This window comes from Methylobacterium oryzisoli, from assembly GCF_046557895.1.
Taxonomy (GTDB): domain Bacteria; phylum Pseudomonadota; class Alphaproteobacteria; order Rhizobiales; family Beijerinckiaceae; genus Methylobacterium; species Methylobacterium oryzisoli.
In genome coordinates this window covers 68,693-90,277 of record NZ_JBKIBX010000024.1, presented here as the reverse complement: position 1 = coordinate 90,277, position 21,585 = coordinate 68,693, and the positions used below count along the sequence as shown (strand labels likewise).

At 72.2% G+C, this 21,585-nt stretch carries 21 protein-coding genes; 3 read left to right on the top strand and 18 right to left on the bottom strand.

Annotated features, from left to right (window positions below):
• Positions 1–245 precede the first annotated feature (245 nt).
• Both ACKUB9_RS21305 and ACKUB9_RS21300 read right to left on the bottom strand, forming a co-directional pair.
• Positions 246–1,424 carry a pyridoxal phosphate-dependent aminotransferase gene (locus tag ACKUB9_RS21305; protein ID WP_407526239.1) on the bottom strand — a complete coding sequence of 393 codons (1,179 nt, stop codon included), beginning with the start codon at positions 1,422–1,424 and terminating at the stop codon, positions 246–248.
• 10 nt (positions 1,425–1,434) lie between these two features.
• Positions 1,435–1,641 (bottom strand): hypothetical protein, encoded by a 207-nt coding sequence (locus ACKUB9_RS21300; protein WP_407526236.1) that lies wholly within the window; start codon positions 1,639–1,641, stop codon positions 1,435–1,437.
• 189 nt (positions 1,642–1,830) lie between these two features.
• Here ACKUB9_RS21300 and ACKUB9_RS21295 point away from each other — a divergent pair, with 189 nt between their 5' ends.
• Positions 1,831–3,642, top strand: a complete 1,812-nt coding sequence (locus tag ACKUB9_RS21295) for an IlvD/Edd family dehydratase (RefSeq protein WP_410825899.1) — start codon at positions 1,831–1,833, stop codon at positions 3,640–3,642.
• A gap of 134 nt (positions 3,643–3,776) precedes the next feature.
• Here ACKUB9_RS21295 and purQ read toward each other — a convergent pair whose 3' ends face one another.
• From purQ to ACKUB9_RS21250, 9 genes are all read right to left on the bottom strand, one after another.
• Entirely contained in the window at positions 3,777–4,463 is a 687-nt protein-coding gene (gene purQ / locus ACKUB9_RS21290; RefSeq protein ID WP_407526230.1) for a phosphoribosylformylglycinamidine synthase subunit PurQ, read from the bottom strand.
• Positions 4,460–4,702, bottom strand: coding sequence for a phosphoribosylformylglycinamidine synthase subunit PurS (purS, locus tag ACKUB9_RS21285; protein WP_238235120.1), 243 nt, complete (start codon positions 4,700–4,702; stop codon positions 4,460–4,462). The genes purQ and purS overlap by 4 nt, the downstream gene beginning before the upstream one ends.
• A 67-nt stretch (positions 4,703–4,769) precedes the next feature.
• Positions 4,770–6,035: a glycoside hydrolase family 5 protein gene (locus ACKUB9_RS21280; protein ID WP_410825897.1), complete on the bottom strand. Its 1,266-nt coding sequence runs from the start codon at positions 6,033–6,035 to the stop codon at positions 4,770–4,772.
• Between the two features lie 238 nt (positions 6,036–6,273).
• The gene (locus ACKUB9_RS21275) at positions 6,274–7,413 is read right to left on the bottom strand and encodes an acyltransferase family protein (RefSeq protein ID WP_407526224.1); all 1,140 of its coding nucleotides are present in this window, start codon (positions 7,411–7,413) and stop codon (positions 6,274–6,276) included.
• 123 nt (positions 7,414–7,536) lie between these two features.
• Positions 7,537–7,722: a twin transmembrane helix small protein gene (locus ACKUB9_RS21270; protein ID WP_407526221.1), complete on the bottom strand. Its 186-nt coding sequence runs from the start codon at positions 7,720–7,722 to the stop codon at positions 7,537–7,539.
• A 159-nt stretch (positions 7,723–7,881) separates the two neighbouring features.
• Entirely contained in the window at positions 7,882–10,485 is a 2,604-nt protein-coding gene (locus ACKUB9_RS21265) for a TIGR02302 family protein (RefSeq protein ID WP_407526218.1), read from the bottom strand.
• Between the two features lie 87 nt (positions 10,486–10,572).
• A complete protein-coding gene (locus ACKUB9_RS21260) occupies positions 10,573–10,734 on the bottom strand; it encodes a hypothetical protein (protein WP_407526215.1) in 162 nt (53 codons plus the stop codon).
• A gap of 97 nt (positions 10,735–10,831) precedes the next feature.
• Entirely contained in the window at positions 10,832–12,097 is a 1,266-nt protein-coding gene (lysA, locus tag ACKUB9_RS21255; protein ID WP_407526212.1) for a diaminopimelate decarboxylase, read from the bottom strand.
• A gap of 57 nt (positions 12,098–12,154) precedes the next feature.
• Positions 12,155–12,487, bottom strand: coding sequence for a hypothetical protein (locus ACKUB9_RS21250; RefSeq protein ID WP_407526209.1), 333 nt, complete (start codon positions 12,485–12,487; stop codon positions 12,155–12,157).
• 205 nt (positions 12,488–12,692) lie between these two features.
• Between ACKUB9_RS21250 and ACKUB9_RS21245 the strand changes: the two genes are divergently transcribed.
• Positions 12,693–14,801, top strand: a complete 2,109-nt coding sequence (locus ACKUB9_RS21245) for an ATP-binding protein (RefSeq protein ID WP_407526206.1) — start codon at positions 12,693–12,695, stop codon at positions 14,799–14,801.
• Positions 14,802–14,906: 105 nt separating this feature from the next.
• Here the strand turns inward: ACKUB9_RS21245 and ACKUB9_RS21240 are convergent, their stop codons facing one another.
• The 4 genes from ACKUB9_RS21240 to ACKUB9_RS21225 all read right to left on the bottom strand — a co-directional run bounded on the left by ACKUB9_RS21240 (position 14,907) and on the right by ACKUB9_RS21225 (position 18,185).
• Positions 14,907–15,536, bottom strand: a complete 630-nt coding sequence (locus ACKUB9_RS21240; protein ID WP_407526204.1) for a hypothetical protein — start codon at positions 15,534–15,536, stop codon at positions 14,907–14,909.
• A gap of 108 nt (positions 15,537–15,644) precedes the next feature.
• Complete coding sequence (locus tag ACKUB9_RS21235) at positions 15,645–16,415, bottom strand: MBL fold metallo-hydrolase (RefSeq protein ID WP_407526201.1); 771 nt, start codon at positions 16,413–16,415, stop codon at positions 15,645–15,647.
• 143 nt (positions 16,416–16,558) lie between these two features.
• Entirely contained in the window at positions 16,559–17,620 is a 1,062-nt protein-coding gene (locus tag ACKUB9_RS21230; RefSeq protein ID WP_407526198.1) for an aldo/keto reductase, read from the bottom strand.
• A gap of 43 nt (positions 17,621–17,663) precedes the next feature.
• Positions 17,664–18,185, bottom strand: a complete 522-nt coding sequence (locus ACKUB9_RS21225) for a nuclear transport factor 2 family protein (RefSeq protein ID WP_407526196.1) — start codon at positions 18,183–18,185, stop codon at positions 17,664–17,666.
• A 167-nt stretch (positions 18,186–18,352) separates the two neighbouring features.
• Between ACKUB9_RS21225 and ACKUB9_RS21220 the strand changes: the two genes are divergently transcribed.
• Complete coding sequence (locus ACKUB9_RS21220) at positions 18,353–19,249, top strand: LysR family transcriptional regulator (RefSeq protein ID WP_407526193.1); 897 nt, start codon at positions 18,353–18,355, stop codon at positions 19,247–19,249.
• 158 nt (positions 19,250–19,407) lie between these two features.
• Here ACKUB9_RS21220 and ACKUB9_RS21215 read toward each other — a convergent pair whose 3' ends face one another.
• From ACKUB9_RS21215 to ACKUB9_RS21205, 3 genes are all read right to left on the bottom strand, one after another.
• Positions 19,408–19,665, bottom strand: a complete 258-nt coding sequence (locus ACKUB9_RS21215) for a 3',5'-cyclic-nucleotide phosphodiesterase (RefSeq protein ID WP_407526190.1) — start codon at positions 19,663–19,665, stop codon at positions 19,408–19,410.
• 130 nt (positions 19,666–19,795) lie between these two features.
• Positions 19,796–20,722: a coiled-coil domain-containing protein gene (locus ACKUB9_RS21210; protein ID WP_407526188.1), complete on the bottom strand. Its 927-nt coding sequence runs from the start codon at positions 20,720–20,722 to the stop codon at positions 19,796–19,798.
• A gap of 90 nt (positions 20,723–20,812) precedes the next feature.
• Positions 20,813–21,415, bottom strand: a complete 603-nt coding sequence (locus ACKUB9_RS21205) for a DUF1134 domain-containing protein (protein WP_407526185.1) — start codon at positions 21,413–21,415, stop codon at positions 20,813–20,815.
• Between the last annotated feature and the right edge of the window lie 170 nt (positions 21,416–21,585).

Here is a 21,585-nt window from a genome sequence, read left to right as displayed (position 1 = left end):
ACCGCCCCCTCACCCTCGGGTCGATCCCTGCGGGATCGATGCGCCGCCTCGTCTCGCCCCCGACAAGGGGGGGGTGGGATCGTTCCGATCCCCAGACCCTCTCCCCGCACGCGGGGAGAGGAGAACGTGCACGACCCGAAGTGTGAATCCGCAAGCCCAAACGGAAGCGGGGGTGCTGTCCGCGCTTCATGCTGCGGGTTGGAGGTGAAGCCCTCGGCGCCTGGCTGGGCGAGGGGAGCCCCGCCTCAGGCCCGCCGGTCCGCCAGGAAGGCGCCCATCCGCTCCAGCGCACGGGCGATGTTCTCGGCGGAATTGGCGTAGGAGAGGCGCAGGTAGCCTTCGCCGTGCACGCCGAAATCGGGGCCGCCGATGGTGGCGACGCCCGCCTCCTCCAAGAGCGCGGAGGCAAGTGCCTTGGCCTTCCAGCCGGTGCCGGCGATGTTGGGGAAGGCGTAGAAGGCGCCCCTCGGGGTGATGCAGGACACGCCGGGCAGGCGATTGAGCCCTTCGACCACCAGCAGGCGGCGGCGGTCGAACTCGGCCATCATCGCGGCGACGGCGTCCTGCGGGCCGTCGAGGGCGGCAATGCCGGCCCATTGTGTCGCGGCGTTCACGCAGGAGAAGGAGTTCACCGCGAGCTTGCGCGCCGCGTCGTACAGGGGCGCCGGCCAGACCGACCAGCCGAGGCGCCAGCCGGTCATCGCGTAGGTCTTCGAGGCGCCGTCGAGGTAGATCAGCCGGTCGCGGATCTCCGGATAGGCGAGCAGCGTGTGGTGGCGCTCGCCGTCGTAGGTCATGGTGCCGTAGATCTCGTCCGACAGCACCGCGACCTGCGGGTGCGCGGCGAGGCCCGCCACCAGCCGGTCGATCTCGGCCTTGGGCGTCACGCCGCCGGTCGGGTTGGCCGGCGAGTTCAGGATCACGAGGCGCGTGCGCGGGGTGATCAGCCCCAGCGTCTCCTCGGCCGAGAAGGCGAAGCCGTTCTGCTCGCGGATCGGGATCGGCACCGGGGTCGCGCCCGTGAACTCGATCATCGAGCGGTAGATCGGGAAGCCCGGGTCCGGGTAAAGAATCTCCGCCCCCAGCTCGCCGAACATCAGGATCGCCATGAACATCGTGACCTTGCCGCCGGGCACGATCATGACGCTCTCGGGGGAGACCCCGACGTCGAGGCGGCGCTGGATATCGCGCGCCACCGCCTCGCGCAGCGGCAGGATGCCGGTGGCCGGCGTATAGCCGTGATGGCCGTCGCGCAGCGCCTTGACCGCCGCCTCGACCACGTGGGGCGGCGTCGGCATGTCGGGCTGGCCGATGCCGAGATTGATGACGTCGCGGCCGGCCTGCGCCAGGGCCGTGGCCCGGGCGAGCACCGCGAAGGCGTTCTCCTCGCCGATGCGCGCGAAGGCGGGGACGGGGGTGAGCATCGCGGCGGCCTTACCGCCCGGTCTTCTCCGCGAGTCGGCTCGCCACGAACGAGAGCGCGCCGCCGATCACGGTGAGGAGGATTCCGATCTTCACCGCCGCCCAGAACAGCGACCGCTCGATGCCTTGATCCGTCAGCAGCAGGATGACGCAGACCAGCACGGGCAGCGACACGACGATGGCGATCGGGATCAGCGGGTTCGTGGTCTTCTCGCTCATGGACGGCCTTCCGGGGACAATTGCGCGGGCCTCATAGCACCCTCGCGCCGGGGAGGGGACACCCGTGGACAAGATTCTTTGGTCCTGCGACGACGCGCGCGGGTGATGCCCAACGACGGAGCGACGCTGTTGCCTTCGCGCCGCGCCCGTGTGCAATGGTTTGGAATGACGACAGGGAAGGAAGCCCGCATGGCCTCGACGCCTCGCCCCCGGATCGACCCGAGCCGCCTGCGGTCGCGCCTGTGGTTCGACAACCCCGACAACCCGGGCATGACCGCGCTCTACCTCGAGCGCTACCTGAACTACGGCCTGACCCTGACGGAGCTGCAGGGGGGCAAGCCCCTGATCGGCATCGCCCAGACGGGCTCCGACCTCTCGCCCTGCAACCGCCACCACATGGAGCTGGCCAAGCGCGTGCGCGAGGGCATCACGGCGGCGGGCGGCGTCGCCTTCGAGTTCCCCTGCCATCCGATCCAGGAGACCGGCAAGCGTCCGACCGCGGCGCTCGACCGCAACCTCGCCTACCTGTCGCTGGTCGAGGTGCTGTACGGCTACCCCCTCGACGGCGTGGTGCTGCTCACCGGCTGCGACAAGACCATGCCGGCCTGCCTGATGGCCGCCGCGACCGTGAACATCCCGGCGATCTCGCTCAATGTCGGGCCGATGCTGAACGGCTGGAGCCGCGGCGAGCGCACGGGGTCCGGCACCGTGGTCTGGAAGGCGCGCGAGCGCCACGCGGCGGGCGACATCGACTACCAGCAGTTCCTCGACATCGTGGCCTCCTCGGCCCCCTCGACGGGCCATTGCAACACGATGGGCACGGCCTCGACCATGAACGCGCTCGCCGAAGCGCTCGGCATGGCGCTGCCGGGCTCGGCGGCGATCCCCGCCCCCTACCGCGAGCGCGGGCAGGCCGCCTACGCCACCGGCCAGCGCATCGTCGAGATGGTCTGGGAGGACCTGAAGCCCTCCGACATCCTCACCCGCGAGGCATTCGAGAACGCCATCGTCGCCAACACCGCCATCGGCGGCTCGACCAACGCGTCGATCCACATCAACGCCATCGCCAAGCTGATCGGCGTGCCGCTCTCCTGCGACGACTGGGAGCGCGTCGGCTACGACGTGCCGCTCCTCGTCAACATGCAGCCGGCCGGGGCCTATCTGGGCGAGGAATACTATCGCGCCGGCGGCCTCCCGGCGGTGCTCGCCGAACTGATCGAGGCGGGCAAGCTCCACGAGGGCGCGCTGACCTGCAACGGGCGCAGCATCGGCGAGAATTGCCGCGAGGCGCGGACCTGGGACCGCGAGGTGATCAAGCCCTACGCCGAGCCCCTGCGCGAGCGGGCGGGCTTCCTCAACCTCAAGGGCACGCTGTTCGACTCGGCGATCATGAAGACGAGCGTGATCAGCCGCGAGTTCTACGACCGCTACCTCGCCAACCCGAACGACCCCTACGCCTTCGAGGGGCGGGTGGTGATCTTCGACGGGCCGGAGGATTACCACCACCGCATCGACGACCCCGCCCTCGACATCGACGAGAACACCATCCTGATCATGCGCGGGGCGGGGCCGATTGGCTACCCGGGCGCGGCCGAGGTGGTGAACATGCAGCCGCCCGGCGCCCTGATCCGGCGCGGCGTGCTCTCGCTGCCCTGCATCGGCGACGGGCGCCAGTCGGGCACCTCGGGCACGCCCTCGATCCTCAACGCCTCGCCCGAGGCGGCGGCCGGCGGCGGTCTCGCGCTGCTGCAGAACGGGGACCGCATCCGCATCGACCTCAACAAGCGGCGGGCGGACATCCTGCTCTCCGACGAGGATCTGGCGCGCCGGCGCGAGGATCTGAGCGCGCGGGGCGGCTACCCTTACCCGGCGAGCCAGACGCCCTGGCAGGCGATCCAGCGGGCGATGGTGGAGCAGCTCTCCGAGGGCATGATCCTGCGCGGCGCCGACGCCTTCCAGAAGGTGGCGCAGACCATGGGACCGCCCCGCGACAACCACTGAGGCCGACGCCTCGACCCTCTCCCGTAGTGGAAGCGCGGGCCGCACGGGAGACCCCTTCTCCCGTGCGGGAGAGGGGTTCCCGCGACCTCCTCGTCACTGCCGCAAAGGGGGGAGGGTTCGCGTGCGGCGAATGCTCAGGCGGCCCTGGCCAAGCTCTCGAACAGCCCGCGCCCGTCCGTCCCGCCGACCAGATCCTCGACGAAGTTCTCCGGGTGGGGCATCAGCCCCAGCACGGTGCGGGTCTCGGAATAGATCCCGGCGATGGAATTGAGCGAGCCGTTGCGGTTCGCCGTCTCGGTGAGGTTGCCGGCGGCATCGCAGTAGCGGAAGGCGACGCGGCCCTCGCCCTCGATCCGCGCGACGGTCTCGGGATCGGCGTAGTAGTTGCCCTCGCCGTGGGCCACGCAGACGTCGATCACCTGTCCCTGGCGGTAGGCGCGCGTGAAGGCGGTGTCGGCGCGCTCCACCCGCAGGGTCTGGCGGTGGCAGATGAAGCGGCGGTTGACGTTGCGCATCAGCACGCCGGGCAGCAGCCCCGATTCGCACAGGATCTGGAAGCCGTTGCAGATGCCGAGCACCAGCCCGCCGCGGGCCGCGTGCGCCCGGACCGCATCCATCGCATTGGCCCGGCCCGCGATGGCGCCGCAGCGCAGGTAATCGCCGTACGAGAAGCCCCCGGGCAGCACCGCAAGGTCCGTGCCGGCGGGCAGGTCGGTCTCGGCGTGCCAGACCCGCACCGCCTCGGCGCCCGACAGGGTGAGCGCCCGGATGACGTCCGCCTCGCGGTTCGAGCCCGGGAAGACGATGATGGCGGCCTTCATCGGGCGATCTCGACCCGGTAGTTCTCCACCACCGTGTTGGCGAGCAGCCGGTCGCAAGCGGCCTTCACGGTGGCCTCCGCGGCGGCGGGGTCGGCGCCCTCGACCTCGACCTCGAAGAACTTGCCCTGGCGGACGCTGGCGATGCCCTCGATGCCGAGGGAGCGCAGCGCCCCCTCGATGGCCTTGCCCTGCGGATCGAGGACTCCGGTCTTCAGGGTGACGGTGACGCGCGCTTTCATCGGCAGGCCTTCGGCAGCGGGGCTTCGACCCCCGATAGTGCGGATCCGCCGGTGAGGCAATCGCGGCTCAGGGGCCGTGCAGGCCGAGCGCCCGCAGGCTGGCGCCGTCGAGGGTGCTGGCGCCGTCCTCGCTCACCAACGCCATGCCGCCGTAGCCGGTGAGCGCCCAGACCGACCACGTGAAGCCCCGCGCCTCCGCGGCCTCGTGCACGTCGCGCAGCCACGCCTCGTAGGAGATCGGATCGGAGGCGCGGTAGCGCCCGTAGGTGCGGCAGACCCCGAACTCGCCGAGGAAGATCTGCGTGCGGTCGACCCCGTGGCGCGCCGCCCAGGCGGCGACCTCGTCGAAGGCGGCGTCGATCTGCCGGCGGTCGAATCCCTCGGCCAGGGCCGCCGCGGTCCGGCTGCGCGCCGCCGCGACGGTGCGGCGCCGGGTCATTGGGTCGAGGCCCGGCTCGGCCTCGACGTTGGCCTTCACGGTGTCGAGCACGAAGGCGGCGGGCACGCTCGCCGTGGGATAGGGAAAGTCGGAGACGTAGCGCCAGTGCACGGCGTTGGGCTGGTTCGAGACCACGCCCTGATGGGTGAAGGCGTAGGGCTCGTAGTAGTGGAACGAGTAGCGCACCCGGCTGCCGCGGAAGGGGGTGGGATCGAGGGCGAGGAGACCGTGGCGGTTGCCGCCCCGCGCGCCGGTGAGGACCACGAGCATGTCCGGGGCGCCGCGCCGCACGGCGGCGTGCAGCATCTCGGCCATCGCCTGCCAGCGCTTCACGCTCGCCGCATCGTAGCCGTAGGGCGGCTCGTTGATCGGCTCGAACGCCACCGCCGGGCTGTTCAGGCCCGCGAGCAGCCGCGCGGTGCGCTCGACCAAGGCGAGGTAGTCGCGGAAGACCGGGCTGTCGGCCGCGTGCAGCCAGTTGACCGAATCGTAGCGCGGCACCTGCGAGTTGGCGTGCAGGTTCACCATCACGGCGAGCCCGGCGGCGAGGAAGCGCCGCACCGTACCGAGGAGCTTGGCGTCCAGCGCCTCCCGCGGGGCGCCGGAGAGCTGCAGGAACGGGCCCGGATCCACCGTGAGCCGCACGAAGTCGAACCCCGCCGCCCGCACGTTGGCGATCAGCGCGTCGGGCAGGTCGTAGGCCGGCGCGTCGAAGGGGGCGCTGCGGTAGCGCGTGCGGTCGGCCGGCTCGACCTGCGCCCAGTTGAGCATGGAATGCACGCCCACGCCGCGGCGGAAGACGGCCTGCGGCGTCGCGCCGGCCGCGGCCGGCTCCGCCGCGCCGGACCACGCGGCGGCGAGGAGGACGAGCGCGAGGAGGAGCCGGAGGATCATGGCGCTGAGCCTCTCACGCCTCCGGCGTGGCGCCGCAACGCCCGGCCGGGCCCACGCACTCCGCCCCGTGGAANCCGGCCGCGGCCGGCTCCGCCGCGGCGGACCACGCGGCGGCGAGGAGGACGAGCGCGAGGAGGAGCCGGAGGATCATGGCGCTGAGCCTCTCACGCCTCCGGCGTGGCGCCGCAACGCCCGGCCGGGCCCACGCACTCCGCCCCGTGGAAGCCTGGCCCTGCGCTCACGGGTGGACGGGCGCGGTCGCGAGACCGGCCTCGGGCGCGGCCCGCGCGGCCGGCGCCGCCTCCTGCTGCGCCACGTGCGAGCCGAACCGCCCGCGCCACGCGAAGAACGGGCGCTCGACGAAGCGGTAGGACAGGTCGGCCAGCGCGAAGGCGAGCCCCCAGCCCAGCGCCATCGCGAGGGCGAAGCGCCAGCCCGCGCCCGGCACCAGCGCCTCGCCGAGGGCGAGCCCGGCGAGGTGCCAGAGGTAGAGCGAGTAGCTGAGCCGGCCGATCCAGCGGGCGGGCGGGCTGTCGAACAGGGCGCGCGTGCGCGTCCAGCCCGGCGCGACCGCGACGGCGAGCACCAGCGGCACCAGCGCCGCCTGCTGGAGCGTGTAGCGCAGGGTGTTGCGGAAGACCTCGTCGCGCACGGCGAAGCTCGCCAGGATCGCGACCAGCGCCGCGCCGACGACCGCCGGCCGGGTCGCGGCCGCGAGGAAGCGGGCGCCCGCCGGGCCGCGCAGGGCGAGCGCGGTCACGGCCCCGAACAGGATCGCGTCGATCCGGCACTCGGTGGCCTTGCCGACGTAGTCGGCGGCGATGCCGGGATGCGCGAGCGTGACGTAGACGCGCACGCCGAGCGAGACCGCGCAGAGCCCCAGCAGCACCGGCACGACGGGCCAACGGCGGGCGAGCAGCAGCGCCAGCAGCAGCGGGTAGACGAGGTAGAAATGCTCCTCGACCGCGAGCGACCAGAGCTGCCCGCCCAGCCCCTCCATCATCTGGCGCTGGAACAGGGCGAGGTAGTTCGCCAGGTAGGCGAGCGCGCCGAGGACGCCGAGCGGGTCGAGCCGGTGGCCGAGCGCGACCCAGGCCGCTCCCGTGACGGCGATGAAGACCACGAGCGGCGGATAGAGCCGCAGCATCCGCCGGGCGTAGAACGGGCCGATCGCGATGCGGCCGGTCCCCGCGTGCTCCTCGACCAGCAGGGTCGTGATGAGGAAGCCGCTGACGAAGAAGAACACCGTGACGCCGAACACACCCGGCACCACCGCGTGCAGCCCCGAATGCGAGGCCATCACCAGGAGGATGCTGAACGCGCGCAGGCCGTCGAGGCCGGGAATGCGGGCGGAGGGCGGGGTGGGGGCGACGGGCATCGGATCGGGCTCCGCGCGAAGGCACGCGTCCGATACCTGTCCCGGTCCGCCGCCGGGCTCAACCCGAGGAGGACTACGCGCTCGCCGCCCGCGGCCTCATCCGCCCCGCGAGGCTGCGGGTCCTCATCCGCCCCGCCACCAGAGCACGCCCATGATCACCACGATGGCGACGAACTGGAGCAGCACGCGCAGGCGCATCAGGCGCTGGGAGAGGTTGGCGCTGCCTCCGCGCAGCATGTTGACGAGGCCCAGCAGCAGGACGACGGCCACCGCCACACAGGCGATGAGGACGAGGGTATTGCCCGACATGGGAGAATGACTCGTGACGGTTGGATCGCTTCGGGACGGCGTGCGACCGCGCGGCCTCCCGGGCGGGGGAGGGGCGCGGCGGGGATGCGGGATCGCGGATCCCGCGCATCACGCGGCGAGACGGCGGCGTGACTCAGGCAGGCGGCACCACGGATCCCCTCAGTTCCGCCGCAGCAGGCGCTCGAAGTAGTCGAGCTCTTCGCGGGCGCGGTTCGGGTCGCCGAGCTTGCGGCGCAGTTCTTCCAGGATGCGGCGGGCGCGCTCGACGCCGGATTCCTCGGCGGTGGGGACGCGCACGCGGCCGTCCGAGTAGTCGCGGCTGCGGGTCGGGCGGCCGAGCGGGTCGTTGTCGCGCGCGCCCTGGCGGCCCGGCTGGCCGGGCTGCCCCTGGCCCTGCTGCTGGCCCTCGCCGGCCTGCTCGCCCTCGCCCTCCTGGCCCATCTGCTGCATCTGCTGGGCCATGCCCTGCGTGCCGCGCTGCAAGCCTTCGAGCGCGCGGCCCTGCGCGTCGACGGCGCTGCCGTCCTGGCCCTGGCCGAGGGCCTGCTCGGCCTCGCGCATGGCCTGCTCGGCATCGGCGAGGCCCTGCTCGCCCTGCAGGCCGAGCTCCTTCATGCGCCGCTGGAGCTCCTCCAGCCGCTGGCGCAGGGCCTGCTGGCGGTCGCCGAGGCCCTGGCCCTGCTGCCCGCGCTGGCCCTGCTGCCGCTCGCCCTGCTGGCCGGGCTCGCCCTGGCCCTGCTGCCCCGGCTGGCGGCCGCGCTGCCCCTGCTGCTGCCGCTCGCCGGGCTGCCGCTGCTGCGGCTGGCCGCGATCGCCGAAGCGGCGCTCCTGGCCCTGCCGGAAGGTCTCGTCGCGCAGGCCCTGCTGCTCGCGCGCCATGTTTTCCAGTTCCTGCATCTGGCGGTTCATCTCGCGCGCAGCGGGATCCGACATGCGGGAGCCGGGCTGGGCCATCTGCAGGTTCTCGAGGATGCCGCGCAGCTGGTCGAGGAGGCGCTGCGCCTCCGCCACGTCGCCGCGCTTCATCGCCTCCTGCATCTGCTTGAGCATGCGGTCGAGGTCGTCGGGCGTCACCGTGCGGTCCGCCTGCTGCTGCTGGCGCTGCTCGCCCGATGGCGGGTTCTGCTGCTGGCGCTGGGCGAATTCCTTCAGGAAGCGGTCCATCGCCTGGCGCAGATCCTCGGCGAGCTTGCGGATCTCCTCCTCGGAGGCGTTGCGGTCCACCGCCTCTTTGAGACGGTCCTGCGCGGCGCGGAGCGCCTTTTCGGCGTCCGAGAGATCGCCCTCCTCGATCTGCAGCGCGATCGCCCACAGGAGATCGGCCACCTCGATCAGCGCCTCGTCGCTGCGGGCCGCCACGAGGCGCCGCGACGCCTCCTTGAGGCCGAGGAAGACGCCCCATTGCGGCGTGAACCGCTGGGGCGCGATCAGCAGCGCGTCGAGCGAGGTCTGCACCCGGGCACGCCCGCCATCCGGATCGAGCACGAGGCGGCGGCGCTCCTCCACGAGCGAGCGGGCCAGCGGCTGGGTGAAGACCCGGCCCGGCAGCGTCACGCTGAGCGCGTTGCTGCGCCCCTCCTGACCGGCCTCGTCGCGGGCGACGAGGGTCAGGATCACGCGGGCGCCCGACCAGGGATTGTCGGTGAGGTCGACGAGGGTGCGGGTGTCGTTGCTGCCCTGCGCCTCGGCGGGCAGGCTGAGCGCGAGGCGGGGCGGGGGCACGAGCGTACGGGTGCGCGCCTGCGCCTCGACGACGCCCTCGGCGCCGGCGATGCCGTAATCGTCCTTGGCCCGGTAGGCGACCGTGAAGGTGCCGCGCCCGTTCGATTCGAGCGGCCCCGCGAAGGCGATTTCCGGCGGGCGGTCGGGGATGGTCTCGACGGTGAGGCGGTGCGCGCGAGAAAGCCCGGTCTGGACCGTCAGGTCGGCGGTGCCGCCGGTGAGCACGAAGCGCTCCTCGCGCAGCAGGAGCCCGGGTTTCTGGGCGGCGGCGGGGGCGGGCCGCAGGCCGCTGCCGGGCGTCACCGTGGCGTCGGCCGCCCCGGCGATGCGGATCACCAGCGTGGCGTTCACGGGCGCGCGCAGGCGCTGGTCGGCCTCCGCCAGATTGACGATGAGGGGCGGCAGCCGGGTGTAGAGGGGCGGGTCGATCCAGCCGTCGATGCGGAAGGCGGGCGCCGCCGCCTGAGCCCCGCGCCAGTCGAAGGCGGCGCGCAGCCGCTCCCCGGCCTCGGGGCCCGCCACGAAGGCCCCGCCCACCGCCGCGAGGAGGAGCGCGGCGCGCAGCGCGTAGGGGTCGCGCCGGGCCATGCCGGGGCGAGGACCCGCGACCGTGAGGCGGTCGAGCAGCTGCGCGGCCCGGCGCTGGTGCAGCGCCCACAGGGCCTGCGTGCCCGGATCCTGCCGGCCGAGCGCCAGCGTGTCCTCAAGGGTGCGGGCCGGGCCATGGCGCAGGCCCGCGTCGCGGTCGATGCGCGCCAGCGCCTGCGGCCGGCTGAGGCGCCGCAGGCGCAGGAGCGGGACGAGGGCGAGAAGGAGGGCTGCCGCAAAGAGCCCGATCCCGGCCATGCGCCAAGTCGGGGAGAGGTCGAGCCACAGGCCGAGCCAGGAGGCGCAGAGGAAGACGAGCCCGACCGCGAGGCCGCGCCACAGCACCGGCCACGCCTGCTCCCAGGCGGCGACGCGCCCGGCCCGGACCACCAGCCGGTCGAGGCCCGCGCGGGGGTCGCGCCGGTCCGTCGGGGTCCCGTCGGCCTCGCTCATGCCGTGCTCCCGCTCGCGCCGCGCCCGCCGAACCAGCTCGCCGGGCGAGGAGGGAGGCTAGCACGAGCCGGCAGGCCGGCCAGCGGGTCAAATCCGCTCAGGCTGGCGGGGCGGCGCCGGGGGACGCTCGGCCGCCTCGTGCAGGCTCGCCCGCGCGGCGGCCAGCAGCGCGTGGTTCTCGCGGGCGAGGCTGCGCGCCTGGGCGACGGCGGCCTCGGCGCGGGCACGGAGGGAGGAGGACTTGGTCATCGGGCGTCGCCTCGTGGCATCGGTTGCCGCAAGGTCTACGCCCGCTCCCCTGGCCTCCCGCTTTCGGGAATGCGTCGCATTTGAGCGATCACTGCATTCAGAGCCACGCGGGCATACGGTCGAGGCCGATCAGCGCCTCGTAGCTCTGGCGCGGCCGCACGACGGCGTGGGCCTCGCCCCGCACCAGAACCTCGGGCACGAGGGGCCGCGTGTTGTAGGTGCCCGCCTGGACCGCCCCGTAGGCACCCGCGCTCATCACCGCCAGGAGATCGCCGGGCGCCACCGCATTCATCTCGCGCTGGAGGGCGAGGTAGTCGCCGCTTTCGCAGACCGGCCCGACCACGTCGGCGGTGATCCGCGCGGCGTCCGGGGCGGGCTCCGCCACCGGTCGCACGCCGTGATAGGCCTCGTAGAGGGTCGGCCGGATCAGGTCGTTCATGCCCGCGTCGACGATCACGAAGGTGCGCCCCTCGCCCTGCTTCAGGTAGACCACGCGGGTGACGAGGATGCCGGCATTGCCGGCGATCAGCCGGCCGATCTCGAAGACCGGCCTGAGGCCGAGCGGCTTGAAGTGCGGGCGGATCACCGCCGCGAAGGCGCGCGGATCGGGGGGCGGCGCGTTGTCGTCGCGGTAGGGGATGCCGAGGCCGCCGCCGAAATCGATGTGGTGGAGCCGGTGCCCCGCCGCCATCAGGTCGCGGGCGAGTTCGGCGAGCAGCGCCGCCGCGTTGTCGAAGGGGGCGAGGTCGGTGATCTGACTGCCGATATGCATGTCGACGCCGGTGACCGACAGGCCCGGCAGACCGGCCGCCCGGGCATAGACCTCGCGGGCACGGGAGATCGGGATGCCGAACTTGTTCTCGGACTTGCCGGTGGAGATCTTGGCGTGGGTGCGCGCGTCCACGTCCGGGTTGACCCGGATCGAGACCGGCGCCCGGCGGCCCATGCCCTCGGCCACCTCCGAGAGGGCCAGAAGCTCCGGCTCGCTCTCGACGTTGAAGCAGAGGATGCCGGCGTCGAGCGCCGCCGCCATCTCGCCGCGGGTCTTGGCGACGCCCGAGAACACGATGCGGTCGGCGGGCACGCCCGCCGCCAGCGCCCGGCGCATCTCCCCCTCCGAGACGATGTCCATCCCGGCCCCGAGCCGCCCCAGGGTGGCGAGCACCGCCTGGTTCGAGTTCGCCTTGACGGCGTAGCACACCAGCGGGTCGTCCTCCGCGAAGGCCTCGGTGAAGACGCGGTAATGCCGCTCCAGCGTGGCGGAGGCGTAGCAGTAGAACGGCGTGCCGACCTCCTCGGCCAGCCGCGCGAGGTCGACCTCCTCGGCGTGGAGCGTGCCGTTGCGGTAGGTGAAGTGGTGCATCGCGGTCTCGGGCGGAGGCGGGGTGACGCGCCCCGCCATACACCACGGCCCGCGCTTCTACAGCAGCGGATCGAGCGGAAACGGCTCCCGCGGGATCACGTAGTTGCGCCGCTGGCTGCGGGAGGACTGGGTGGGGGCCTGGGCGATGCCGGTCACGTCCGGCGTCCGGGGCAGGGTCGGGTCCTCGGGCTGCGTCCCGCCGTCGCCGAGCCCGATCGTGCCCGGCAGCGCCGCCCGGCCGGAGATCGGGTTCGCCACCGAGGGCGTGAGCGACGGCGCAGGCGCGGGCGAGGATGCCGCGACGGGTGATTCGAGCGGCCCGCGCCGGCCGCACCCCGCGCAGCCGAGGGCGACGAGACCGAGGATGACGAGGAGACGAAACAGGGGCATCCGCTGATCCCGCGCGCTGATCCCAAGCGTGGCCGCTCCCAAGCGTGGCCGCGGCACCATAGCGGCCGAAGACCCGCGAGGCGAGCCCGCCTGACGCGGCCGGATGCACGCCCAGCGTGAATTGGTCACTCGCCTTCATCTGCCCGAACGGTTAAGCTTTGCTTCGATCCCGGCGTCGGCCTGCGTCGCGCAGTGAGGGAGATCCGTGAACCTCTCGACGGTGCGGCTGCACCAACTCCTCGTCGCCGCGGCCTTCCTGGTGCCGTGCGCCGTCCTGCTCGGGGCGGCGCTGTGGAACCGGGCCGAGGTGCTGCGGGAGGCGGATTCCTCCCTGATCCGCACCGCTGCGGTGATGCACGAGCACGCCTCGAAGGTGTTCGACACGGCCGAATTGGCGATGGACCGGGTCGACGACTATGCCTTCGACCGCTCGTGGTCGCAGATCGGCAGCCCCGGCACCACCGCGTTCCTGGCCACCCTGAAGGCGCCGCTCGCCCAGGCGGTGGCCGTCTGGGTGGTGGACCCGGAGGGGCGGGTGCGGGCGAGCAGCCGGGAGAGCGACCTCGGCCGCGACCTGACCGGCCGGGACGTGTTCGCGGTCCACCGGACGCGCGACATCGGCATCTATGTCGGCCCGGCGGTGCGGGACGGGGAGAACGGGGAGCGGATCTTCTCGGTGAGCCGGCGGCGCTCGACGGAGGACGGGCGCTTCGACGGCGTCATCGTGATCGCGCTCGGCACCACCTACTTCGCCCGCTTCTACGCCGAGATCGCGGCGCCGACCGCCCACGAGGCGCTGCTGCTGCGCGCGGACGGCGCCGTGCTGGTGCGCGAGCCGGACGCCGCGGACGCCGAATCGCGGCTGGCCTCCGCCGATCCCCTGATGCGGGCGATCCATGGCCGCCCCCAGGGCGGGGCGGCGGTGGGGACGCCGCCGGGCGGCTCCGAGGAGCGCTACGCGTGGCGGCGGGTCGGCGAGTACCCGGTGCAGGTCGCCTTCTCGACGCTCACCGCGGTCGCCGAGGCGCAGTGGTACGAGAACCTGAAGCTCTACGGCGCGGTCGCCACCGTCTCGGCGCTCACCCTCGTGCTGATGGCGTGGCTGGCGCTGCGCCGGGCGCGGGCCGAGGAGGCGGCGCTCGCCGACCTGCGGCGCGAGAGCGCGCAGCGCATCGCCGCGGAGGGCCAGCTGCGGCAGGCGCAGAAGATGGAGGCGGTGGGCCAGCTCACCGGCGGCATCGCCCACGACTTCAACAACCTGCTCGCGGTGATCACCGGCTCGCTCGAAGTGCTGCAGCGCCGCCTCGCGCGGGGCGACACGGAGGTCGGCCGCTTCATCGACGGCGCCCTCGACGGGGCGGACCGCGCCGCCAAGCTCACCCACCGCCTGCTCGCCTTCGCGCGCCAGCAGCCGCTGGAGCCGCGCCCGACCGATCCGAACGGGCTCATCGCCGGGATGGTGGACCTGCTGCGGCGCACGCTCGGCGAGACGGTGGTGGTCGAGACCCGCTTCGCCCCCCAGGCGCCGGCGATCTTCGTGGATCAGAACCAGCTCGAGAACGCGATCCTCAACCTCGCGGTGAACGCCCGCGACGCCATGACCGGGGGCGGGCGGCTGACCATCGAGACCGCCCGCGACACGCTGGAGGGCGGGCGCGCGGCGGTGGCGATCACGGTGCGCGACACCGGCACCGGCATGCCGCCCGAGGTGGTGGCGCGGGCCTTCGAGCCGTTCTTCACCACCAAGCCGCAGGGACGGGGCACGGGGCTCGGCCTCAGCCAGGTCTACGGCTTCGTCACCCAGTCGGGCGGCTCCGTCCGCATCGACAGCGCGCCCGGTCTCGGGACCGCGGTGGTGCTGGTGCTGCCGATCCACGAGGGCGACGCGCCCGTGGAGGCGACCGGCCGGGGCCGGCTCCCGGCCCAGGTCCCCGAGCGCGGCCGGCGCACCGTGCTGGTGGTGGAGGACGACGCCCTGGTGCGCAGCGCCAGCGCCGAGACGATCGGCGAACTCGGCTACCGGACGCTGACGGCGGCGGACGGGCAGGCGGCGCTCGCCTGCCTGGACACCGACCGGGACGTCGCAGTGCTGTTCACCGACGTGGTGATGCCGGGTCTCGACGGGCCGGCGCTGGCGGCCGAGGCGCGGCGGCGCCGGCCGGACCTCAAGGTGATCTTCGCCACCGGCCACAGCCGGGAGGGCGAGGGAGGGCCGATGCCCGCCCCGGGCGAGACCGTCCTGCGCAAGCCCTTCACGATCGAGGACCTGGCCGCGGCCCTGGAGGCGGAGACCCGCGCGCAGGCTTCTGCGTAGTGGTTCAGATCTGACCCTTGGGGGCCGCTCGCGATGGCGGCAACGGGTGGGAAGCGGACATTCGCACACGAAACTTAACGAGGGGCTTCGCTTCTAAAATGGGCCTCAGCCGCGGGAGCTAGGACAGTCATTGCGAAACTCACGAATTGCCTGACCAGTGCGCGTTCCCACCATGAACACCCCTGTCTCCTCCACACCTATGAACGAGACTTTCGTTGGCGGCGCGCGACCAAACCAATCCTCAAGAGCCGTGATCTCATTGATCGAGAGCGGCGCAGTCACGATTGTATCCAGAAGACTGGAGCTACGAGTTTCGTCTCCACGCGGACTGAACGCCTTTCGCGCCTCGGCAGTAATACGGGCGGAGATCCGAAGCTGACGCTCAATCCCCCCGACGAACAGCGAGGCAGGGCTGTAGGTAGTGCTGAGTTTACCGCGGAAGTCATCCGGAACGGGAAGGCGGGTGCGCAGGATAAGATGGAACACACCAGCCCCGTCACAAACAAAACTCAAGGTGGACCATGCTTGATTTGCTTCTTGACGGGCAATCTGAATCCCTGCTCTTATATCAAACGGAATTTCTTTAGCACCTCGCCAGCCAAGCTCGATTTCAGCAGCAACTTCGTCGCGAGATTTTAATAATGCGCTGGAAGGTTGCTGCATCCATTGGTAAAAGAAGACAATAAAAACTGCAATCAAGCAGAACGTGGCTATGTAGCTGATCGCAAGACGCATGGCTGGCTCTAGGACTGAATGGTCAGCGGCATCTTCACACGCCCTTCCTAGCAGTCCGCTAAGGGTGGGAAGCGGTCGTTGCGGTGAGCCATCCGCATCGCTGTCAGCTCAGCTTGTGCGCCGAAGCGACACGGCCTCTCCGTCGGCAGGAATGAGCAGGCGACGTGACGCTGACGCATCAGCGGCCTCGATGTAGTCCCGCAGGGACGAACGCGTGACACGGCCGTGATCGGTCGCCTCAAGATGCACCGCGATGACCGTCGCCGACGGCGCGAGCGCCAAGGTTTCCGCGACCTGAGCCGCGTCCATGATGATCGGGCCGTCTTTCCCGCGTGAGAAAGCTCCCCCGGCGTTGACGATGATCACGTCAGGCCGATGGCTGCTGATGACCGCCCGCACGGTGTCGGTGAGGATCGTGTCGGCCGCGAGATAGACCGTAGGCTCGTTCTTGGCGCTCAAGACGTACCCGACGACGTGGCCCATCCGGTAGAGCACATGGGGCGGCCCATGCTGCGCCATGACGGGCGTGATCGTGATGCCCTCCCAGTCTGATCCAGGGTCAACGGCGACGATCGAGGTGAAACCGAGAAGGCTTAGCTCCCCTACCAACGGGACGGTGCAGAGGATAGGCATAGAGCGCGGGAGATCGGCCTTAGCCCGGGCGTCGAAGTGGTCCTCGTGGACGTGCGTGAGAAGGACGCCGTTAGCTTGATCGATGATGGAAGCGATCAGTAGCGGTAGATCCACGATCGGGCTGCGCTGGTCGGTTCCCCCAAAACTGGGACCTGCTCCACGGTCCGAAAGCCAGGGGTCGATCAGCAGGGTCCTGCCGCCAATCGTGAGGAGCGCCGTCGCGTTGCGAAGATGGTGGTATCTCATCCCGCAGACCTTACGCCCTTCGGTGCGACATGTCCCTCGAACGTCCGCAACGGGTCGAAAGCGGCCCCTCGTGGCGGGTGCCAAGCGTCGGAACCGGACCACAAGAAGCCTCTGCCCGGCACGCCTCAGCCGCCCGGCCGCCCCTACGCGGCCCCGGCGACCCGCGCCCCGCCGAAGATGAGCTGCCGGACCATCGGGCGGTCGAGGAACGCGGCCGGAAAGATCGGATTCGGCGCGCTCGCCGCGTCGAGGCGCGCCCGCTGGTCCGGCGACAGCGCCACGTCGAGCGCGCCGAGATTCTCCTCCGCCTGGGCGAGCGTGCGCGCACCGACGATGGGCGCGGCGACGGCCGGATGGAGGAGGGTCCAGGCGAGCGCCACCTGGGCCGGGGTCGCGCCGCACTCCGCCGCCACCCCGCGCACGATTTCGGCGAGCGCGAGGGCGGCCTCGGTCATGTGGCCGGTCGCGGCGATCACGCCCTTGCGCGAGGCCGCGACCTCCGGCCCGTCGCTGTGGGCCACGTCGGCCCGGCCGTACTTGCCCGACAGCACGCCGCCGCCGAGCGGCGACCAGGGCAGGACGCCGAGGCCCATCGCCCGCGCCATCGGCAGGAGTTCGTGCTCCACCGTGCGCTGGACGAGGCTGTACTCGATCTGGAGCGCCACGAGCGGCGCCCAGCCCCGCCACTCGGCGAGCGTCTGCATCTGCGCCACGCGCCATGCCGGCGTGTTGCAGATGCCGAGATAGACCACCTTGCCCTGCCGAACGAGGTCGTCGAGGCCGCGCATCACCTCCTCGGGCGCGGTCGTGCCGTCCCAGCCGTGGAGGTAGAGGAGGTCGATCCGGTCGGTGTCGAGCTGGCGCAGGCTCTGCTCGACGGAGCGCACGAGGTTCAGGCGATGGTTGCCGCCGGAATTCGGATTGCCCGGATCGCGCGCCATCGTGAACTTCGTCGCCAGCACGATCCGCTCGCGACGCCCCTTGACGAAGGCCCCGACCATGCGCTCGGCGGTGCCGTCGGTGTAGTTGACGGCCGTATCGATCAGGTTGCCGCCGCGGTCGACGTAGAGGTCGAAGATGCGCCGGGCTTCGTCGGCATCGGCGCCCCAGCCCCAGTCGGAGCCGAAGGTCATGGTGCCGAGCGACAGGGGCGAGACCCGCAGGCCCGAGCGGCCGAGCGGCCGGTACTGATCGAGGGCGAGCATCGGATGCGATCCTTCGTGAGGGGACGACCGGGCGCGGCGCCGCTCATCGGGATTCTCCGACGCGCGCCGGATCGGGGACGCGGCGCAGCACGTCGTCGAAGGCGGCGAGATCCAGGAAGGCGTTGACCTCCACGGCCTTCCCGTCCTGCATCCGCAGGATCCAGGCGTAGCGGTTGCGGTAGGGCAGGCTGTCCCGCGCCACCCCTTCGCCCTGCCAGTGAACGATCACGTGGTCGCCGTCGCCCCAGACCCGCCTCATCGTCGGGCGGATGGGCTGCGACAGCCGGGCGGCGAACGGGCGCACGAGGTCGAGGAGGGTGTCGCGGCCCCGGAAGGTGCCGGCGCTCGGGCCGGACCCCTCGATCACCCAGACCACGTCGGGCGAGAGCACGTCCGTGAAAAAGGTCGTGCCGCCGGCGGCCCAGCGGTCGAACGCCTCGGCGACGATCCGCTTGTTGCGCTCGGTGCGATCCGCCGGCTCGCCGGCCCGCGCGCCGGGCGCCGTCCCGAGGGCGAGCGCGACGGCGAGCACGGCCGAGGCTGCTGGACGAAGACGCGATCTCATCATCGATCTCCTCAATGGCCCGAAGGGCGCGACCCGGACTCGGCCGGCGGATGGCTGCCGAGCCGTCCGCCCGCGGCCGGGCCTCCTTCTCGCTCGCTGATCTAGACGAGGCGATTGGTCGGCTGAACTGGCGCAACGCTGACCGCGCTGGTAAGTTTTCGTCACCAATGAGCACCGACCTGAACGCCGTGGCGGTCTTCGCGACCCTGGCCGAGACGCTGAGCTTCCGGGCGGCGGCCCAGCGGCTGGGCGTCAGCCGCTCGGCCGTCAGCCAATCCATCCGCAGGCTGGAGAACCGGATGGGGGTGGCGCTCGTGCAGCGCACCACGCGCAGTGTTCGCCTGACCGAGGCCGGCGAGCGCCTGCACCAAGCGGTCGGGCCGGCCATCGCCGACGTCGCCTCGGCGCTCGACGCGGCGGGCGAGCTGCGCGAGCGCCCGAGCGGATTGCTGCGGCTCACCGTCTCGTCGATCGCCGAGAGCTTCCTGTCGGGGCCGATCCTGGCGTCGTTCCTCGCCGCCCATCCGGAGGTCGGGCTCGACGTGACGATCAGCGACGACGAGTTCGACATCGTGGCCGAGGGCTACGACGCGGGCGTGCGGCTGGGTGAGGTGATCGAGCAGGACATGATCGCGGTGCCGGTCTCGGGCGATCAGCGCCAGCTCGTGGTGGGCTCGCCCGCCTACGTCGCGCGGCGCGGCACGCCCCGGCACCCCCGCGATCTGCCCGGCCATACCTGCATCGGCTGGCGGCCGCACCCGCGGGCGGCGCCGTACCGCTGGGAGTTCGCGGAGAACGGGCGCGACTTCGACGTGGCGGTGAACCCCACCATGACGACGAACGACATGGGGCTGATGATCCGGATGGCCTGCGCGGGCGCCGGCCTCACCTTCGGGATGGAAGAAACCTTCCGGTCCTACCTCGCGCGCGGCGAACTGGTCTCGATGCTGGAGGCGTTCAGCCCGCCCTTCGCCGGCTTCTACCTCTACTTCCCGGACCGGCGGAACCTGCCGCTCAAGCTGCGCGCCCTGGTCGACCACCTGCGCCGAAACCGTCGCGGCTGAGGCGCGCGGCGGCCGTGATCGCACGGCCGAGGGCGGTGGATGCGGGCGAGACGTCCAGCGGCCATGCGCCGCCGCGGCCCGGACCGTCCGGTCCCGCGGCGTGCTGCCGTCAGGGCCCCGTGCGTCGGGGCGTCACGGGCTCGGACGGACCGTGAGCCTCAGCTCCGTCCGCCCTTCTTCTGCGACTGCTCGTAGTAGTCGATCGCCTTCTTGCAGTTCACCGAGATCTTCGACATGTTCTTCTCGAAGCAGCGATCCACTTCGGGGCTCTCGGGCGGCAGATTGCCGCAGTAGGTCATGTAATCCCCGGTGCAATACTTCTTGAGATTGGGGTCGTCACGCTGGGCCAGGGCAGGGCCGGTGACGAGAACAGCCCCGGCGACGAGAAGCGCGAACGACGTCGGTTTGATCGTCATGGTGGTGCAGCCTCGCGGCATGGGAGGGGAAGGTGCGCCGACATGGCGCGAAACAGCCCGTCTGACAAGAGCGGCACCCGCGCCACGCCTCCGGTGGCAGGGTGCGGGCGCCGGCCGGGCCGAACGCAACTCAACCGGCCGAATGCGCCGGGGCTGGGGCGGGCAGGGGGGTGGCCGTCGGCATGCGCGGCTCCGGGCGCGGCGCGAGGCGGGCCTGGGCCATCAGGGCGTCCGCCACCTCGGCGATGCGCCGTTCGAGGGCGGCGTTCTCGGCCCGCAGACGCTCGTCCGGCACCGCCCGGGCCTCGGCCTCGTCAAGGGACTGCCGGGCCCCGTCGAGGGCGGCCAGCGCCGCCGCATGGGCGGGCCGCAAGTCTTCCAGCTCGCGCTCCATGGCGACGTGCCGGGTGGTGAGATCGGCCAGCGCGTCCTCCAGGGCCGCGATCTGGTCGCGCGCCGCCACCGCCACCCGCTCGCCCGCGCTCGCCTGCGCCTCGCGGGCCTCGCGTGCCTGCGCCTCCGCGAGGCCGCGCGCCGTCTCGGCCTCGGCCGCGGCGCGGTTGGCCCCCGCCAGCGCCGCCCGCACGGCATCGAGGTCGGCCAGCGCCTGCTGGTGCGGCCCCTCCAGCGCCCGCAGGGCCTCCTCGGCGGCCGCGCGCGCCACGCGCAACTCGGTCAATTCGGTCTCCGCCGCGGCGAGGCGGGCGCGCGTCCCGGCCAGTTCCGTGTCGAGCGCCGCGAGGCGCGCCTCGCGCTGCTCCAGCTCCGTGGCGAGCGTCCCGATGCGCACCTGACGGCGGCCGAGCTCTTCCATCTCCGACCGGCGCTCGGCGCGGGCCTCGTCGACCTTGCGCTCAAGCTGGCGCTGGAGCACGGCGAACTCCGCCCGCAGATGGTCCTTCTCGGCGGTCAGTTCGGCGATCGACATCGGGAACTGCGCTTCGAGTCTCCGGCGCGCGAGCCGCTCGGCCCGGGCGTTGAGCGCGGGCAGCACGAACAGGGCGCACAGGCCCGCGCACAGGAAACCCAGCGCGAAGATCATCACGGTTTCGATCACGCGGGCAGTACTCTCATCGCTTGCTCGGGCTCGAGCCTCGGGGTCGGGCGGACCCTGCCACGGGAGGCGCCCGCCGGCCAAGCGCCGATGTCAGAACGGGTTCCAGGTCGGCTCGTCGGTGAACTTGAGGTAGCCGACGTTGATGCCGAAGCGCGCGCCGACGCCGGTGCGGATCGGCACCACCACGATGTTGTCGGCGGTCGCGGCCGACATGCCGACGCCGCCCACCACGTAGGCCGAGCCGTCCACCCCGACGAAGCGGCGGTAGAGGCCGCGCACGGAGGGAAGGTTGTAGATCAGCATCATGGTGCGCGCGCCGTCGCCCCCGACGTCGAAGCCGAGGGACGGCCCCTGCCAAAAAACCCGGCGCTGGCCGGCGTTGCGGGTGTAGAGCGTCCCCTCGCCGAAGCGCACGCCTCCGATGATCGCGCCCGAGGCCTCCTGGCCCAGGATGTAGCCGTTCGGCTCGCCCCAGCGCCGGCCCGCCTCCTGCACGGTGAGGGCGAGGCCGCGCGACATCGAGCCGAAGAAGCGGTGCCCGGAATCGAGGATTTCTCGCGCTTCGAAGGTCTCGGCGCTGCCGGGGCCGCGCCCCTGCGCGGCGGCCGGGAGGAGGCCGCCCGCGAGCGTGACCGCGGCGGAGGTCAGGAAGGCGCGGCGGGTGCGCGTGGCGGCGGAGGGCGGCAGGGGCATGTTAGGGATCCCTCGCTAAGCATGGGGTCACCGGTTCGACGGCGAGACCGATGCGAGACCAAGAACCGGGAGCGCTCACCGCCGGAGCGGAGGCCGATCCGGCGAACGCGCGCGTCACACCACGGGCTCGGACCCGCCCCGGGCGGGCCTGCCGCAATCGTCGCGAGGCT

Excerpts from the sequence above, each read along its gene's own strand:
- ACKUB9_RS21305 (WP_407526239.1), bottom strand. The coding sequence starts at position 1,424 with ATGCTCACCCCCGTCCCCGCCTTCGCGCGCATCGGCGAGGAGAACGCC.
- ACKUB9_RS21300 (WP_407526236.1), bottom strand. The coding sequence starts at position 1,641 with ATGAGCGAGAAGACCACGAACCCGCTGATCCCGATCGCCATCGTCGTG.
- ACKUB9_RS21295 (WP_410825899.1), top strand. The coding sequence starts at position 1,831 with ATGGCCTCGACGCCTCGCCCCCGGATCGACCCGAGCCGCCTGCGGTCG.
- purQ (WP_407526230.1), bottom strand. The coding sequence starts at position 4,463 with ATGAAGGCCGCCATCATCGTCTTCCCGGGCTCGAACCGCGAGGCGGAC.
- purS (WP_238235120.1), bottom strand. The coding sequence starts at position 4,702 with ATGAAAGCGCGCGTCACCGTCACCCTGAAGACCGGAGTCCTCGATCCG.
- ACKUB9_RS21280 (WP_410825897.1), bottom strand. The coding sequence starts at position 6,035 with ATGATCCTCCGGCTCCTCCTCGCGCTCGTCCTCCTCGCCGCCGCGTGG.
- ACKUB9_RS21275 (WP_407526224.1), bottom strand. The coding sequence starts at position 7,413 with ATGCCCGTCGCCCCCACCCCGCCCTCCGCCCGCATTCCCGGCCTCGAC.
- ACKUB9_RS21270 (WP_407526221.1), bottom strand. The coding sequence starts at position 7,722 with ATGTCGGGCAATACCCTCGTCCTCATCGCCTGTGTGGCGGTGGCCGTC.
- ACKUB9_RS21265 (WP_407526218.1), bottom strand. The coding sequence starts at position 10,485 with ATGAGCGAGGCCGACGGGACCCCGACGGACCGGCGCGACCCCCGCGCG.
- ACKUB9_RS21260 (WP_407526215.1), bottom strand. The coding sequence starts at position 10,734 with ATGACCAAGTCCTCCTCCCTCCGTGCCCGCGCCGAGGCCGCCGTCGCC.
- lysA (WP_407526212.1), bottom strand. The coding sequence starts at position 12,097 with ATGCACCACTTCACCTACCGCAACGGCACGCTCCACGCCGAGGAGGTC.
- ACKUB9_RS21250 (WP_407526209.1), bottom strand. The coding sequence starts at position 12,487 with ATGCCCCTGTTTCGTCTCCTCGTCATCCTCGGTCTCGTCGCCCTCGGC.
- ACKUB9_RS21240 (WP_407526204.1), bottom strand. The coding sequence starts at position 15,536 with ATGCGTCTTGCGATCAGCTACATAGCCACGTTCTGCTTGATTGCAGTT.
- ACKUB9_RS21235 (WP_407526201.1), bottom strand. The coding sequence starts at position 16,415 with ATGAGATACCACCATCTTCGCAACGCGACGGCGCTCCTCACGATTGGC.
- ACKUB9_RS21230 (WP_407526198.1), bottom strand. The coding sequence starts at position 17,620 with ATGCTCGCCCTCGATCAGTACCGGCCGCTCGGCCGCTCGGGCCTGCGG.
- ACKUB9_RS21225 (WP_407526196.1), bottom strand. The coding sequence starts at position 18,185 with ATGAGATCGCGTCTTCGTCCAGCAGCCTCGGCCGTGCTCGCCGTCGCG.
- ACKUB9_RS21220 (WP_407526193.1), top strand. The coding sequence starts at position 18,353 with ATGAGCACCGACCTGAACGCCGTGGCGGTCTTCGCGACCCTGGCCGAG.
- ACKUB9_RS21215 (WP_407526190.1), bottom strand. The coding sequence starts at position 19,665 with ATGACGATCAAACCGACGTCGTTCGCGCTTCTCGTCGCCGGGGCTGTT.
- ACKUB9_RS21205 (WP_407526185.1), bottom strand. The coding sequence starts at position 21,415 with ATGCCCCTGCCGCCCTCCGCCGCCACGCGCACCCGCCGCGCCTTCCTG.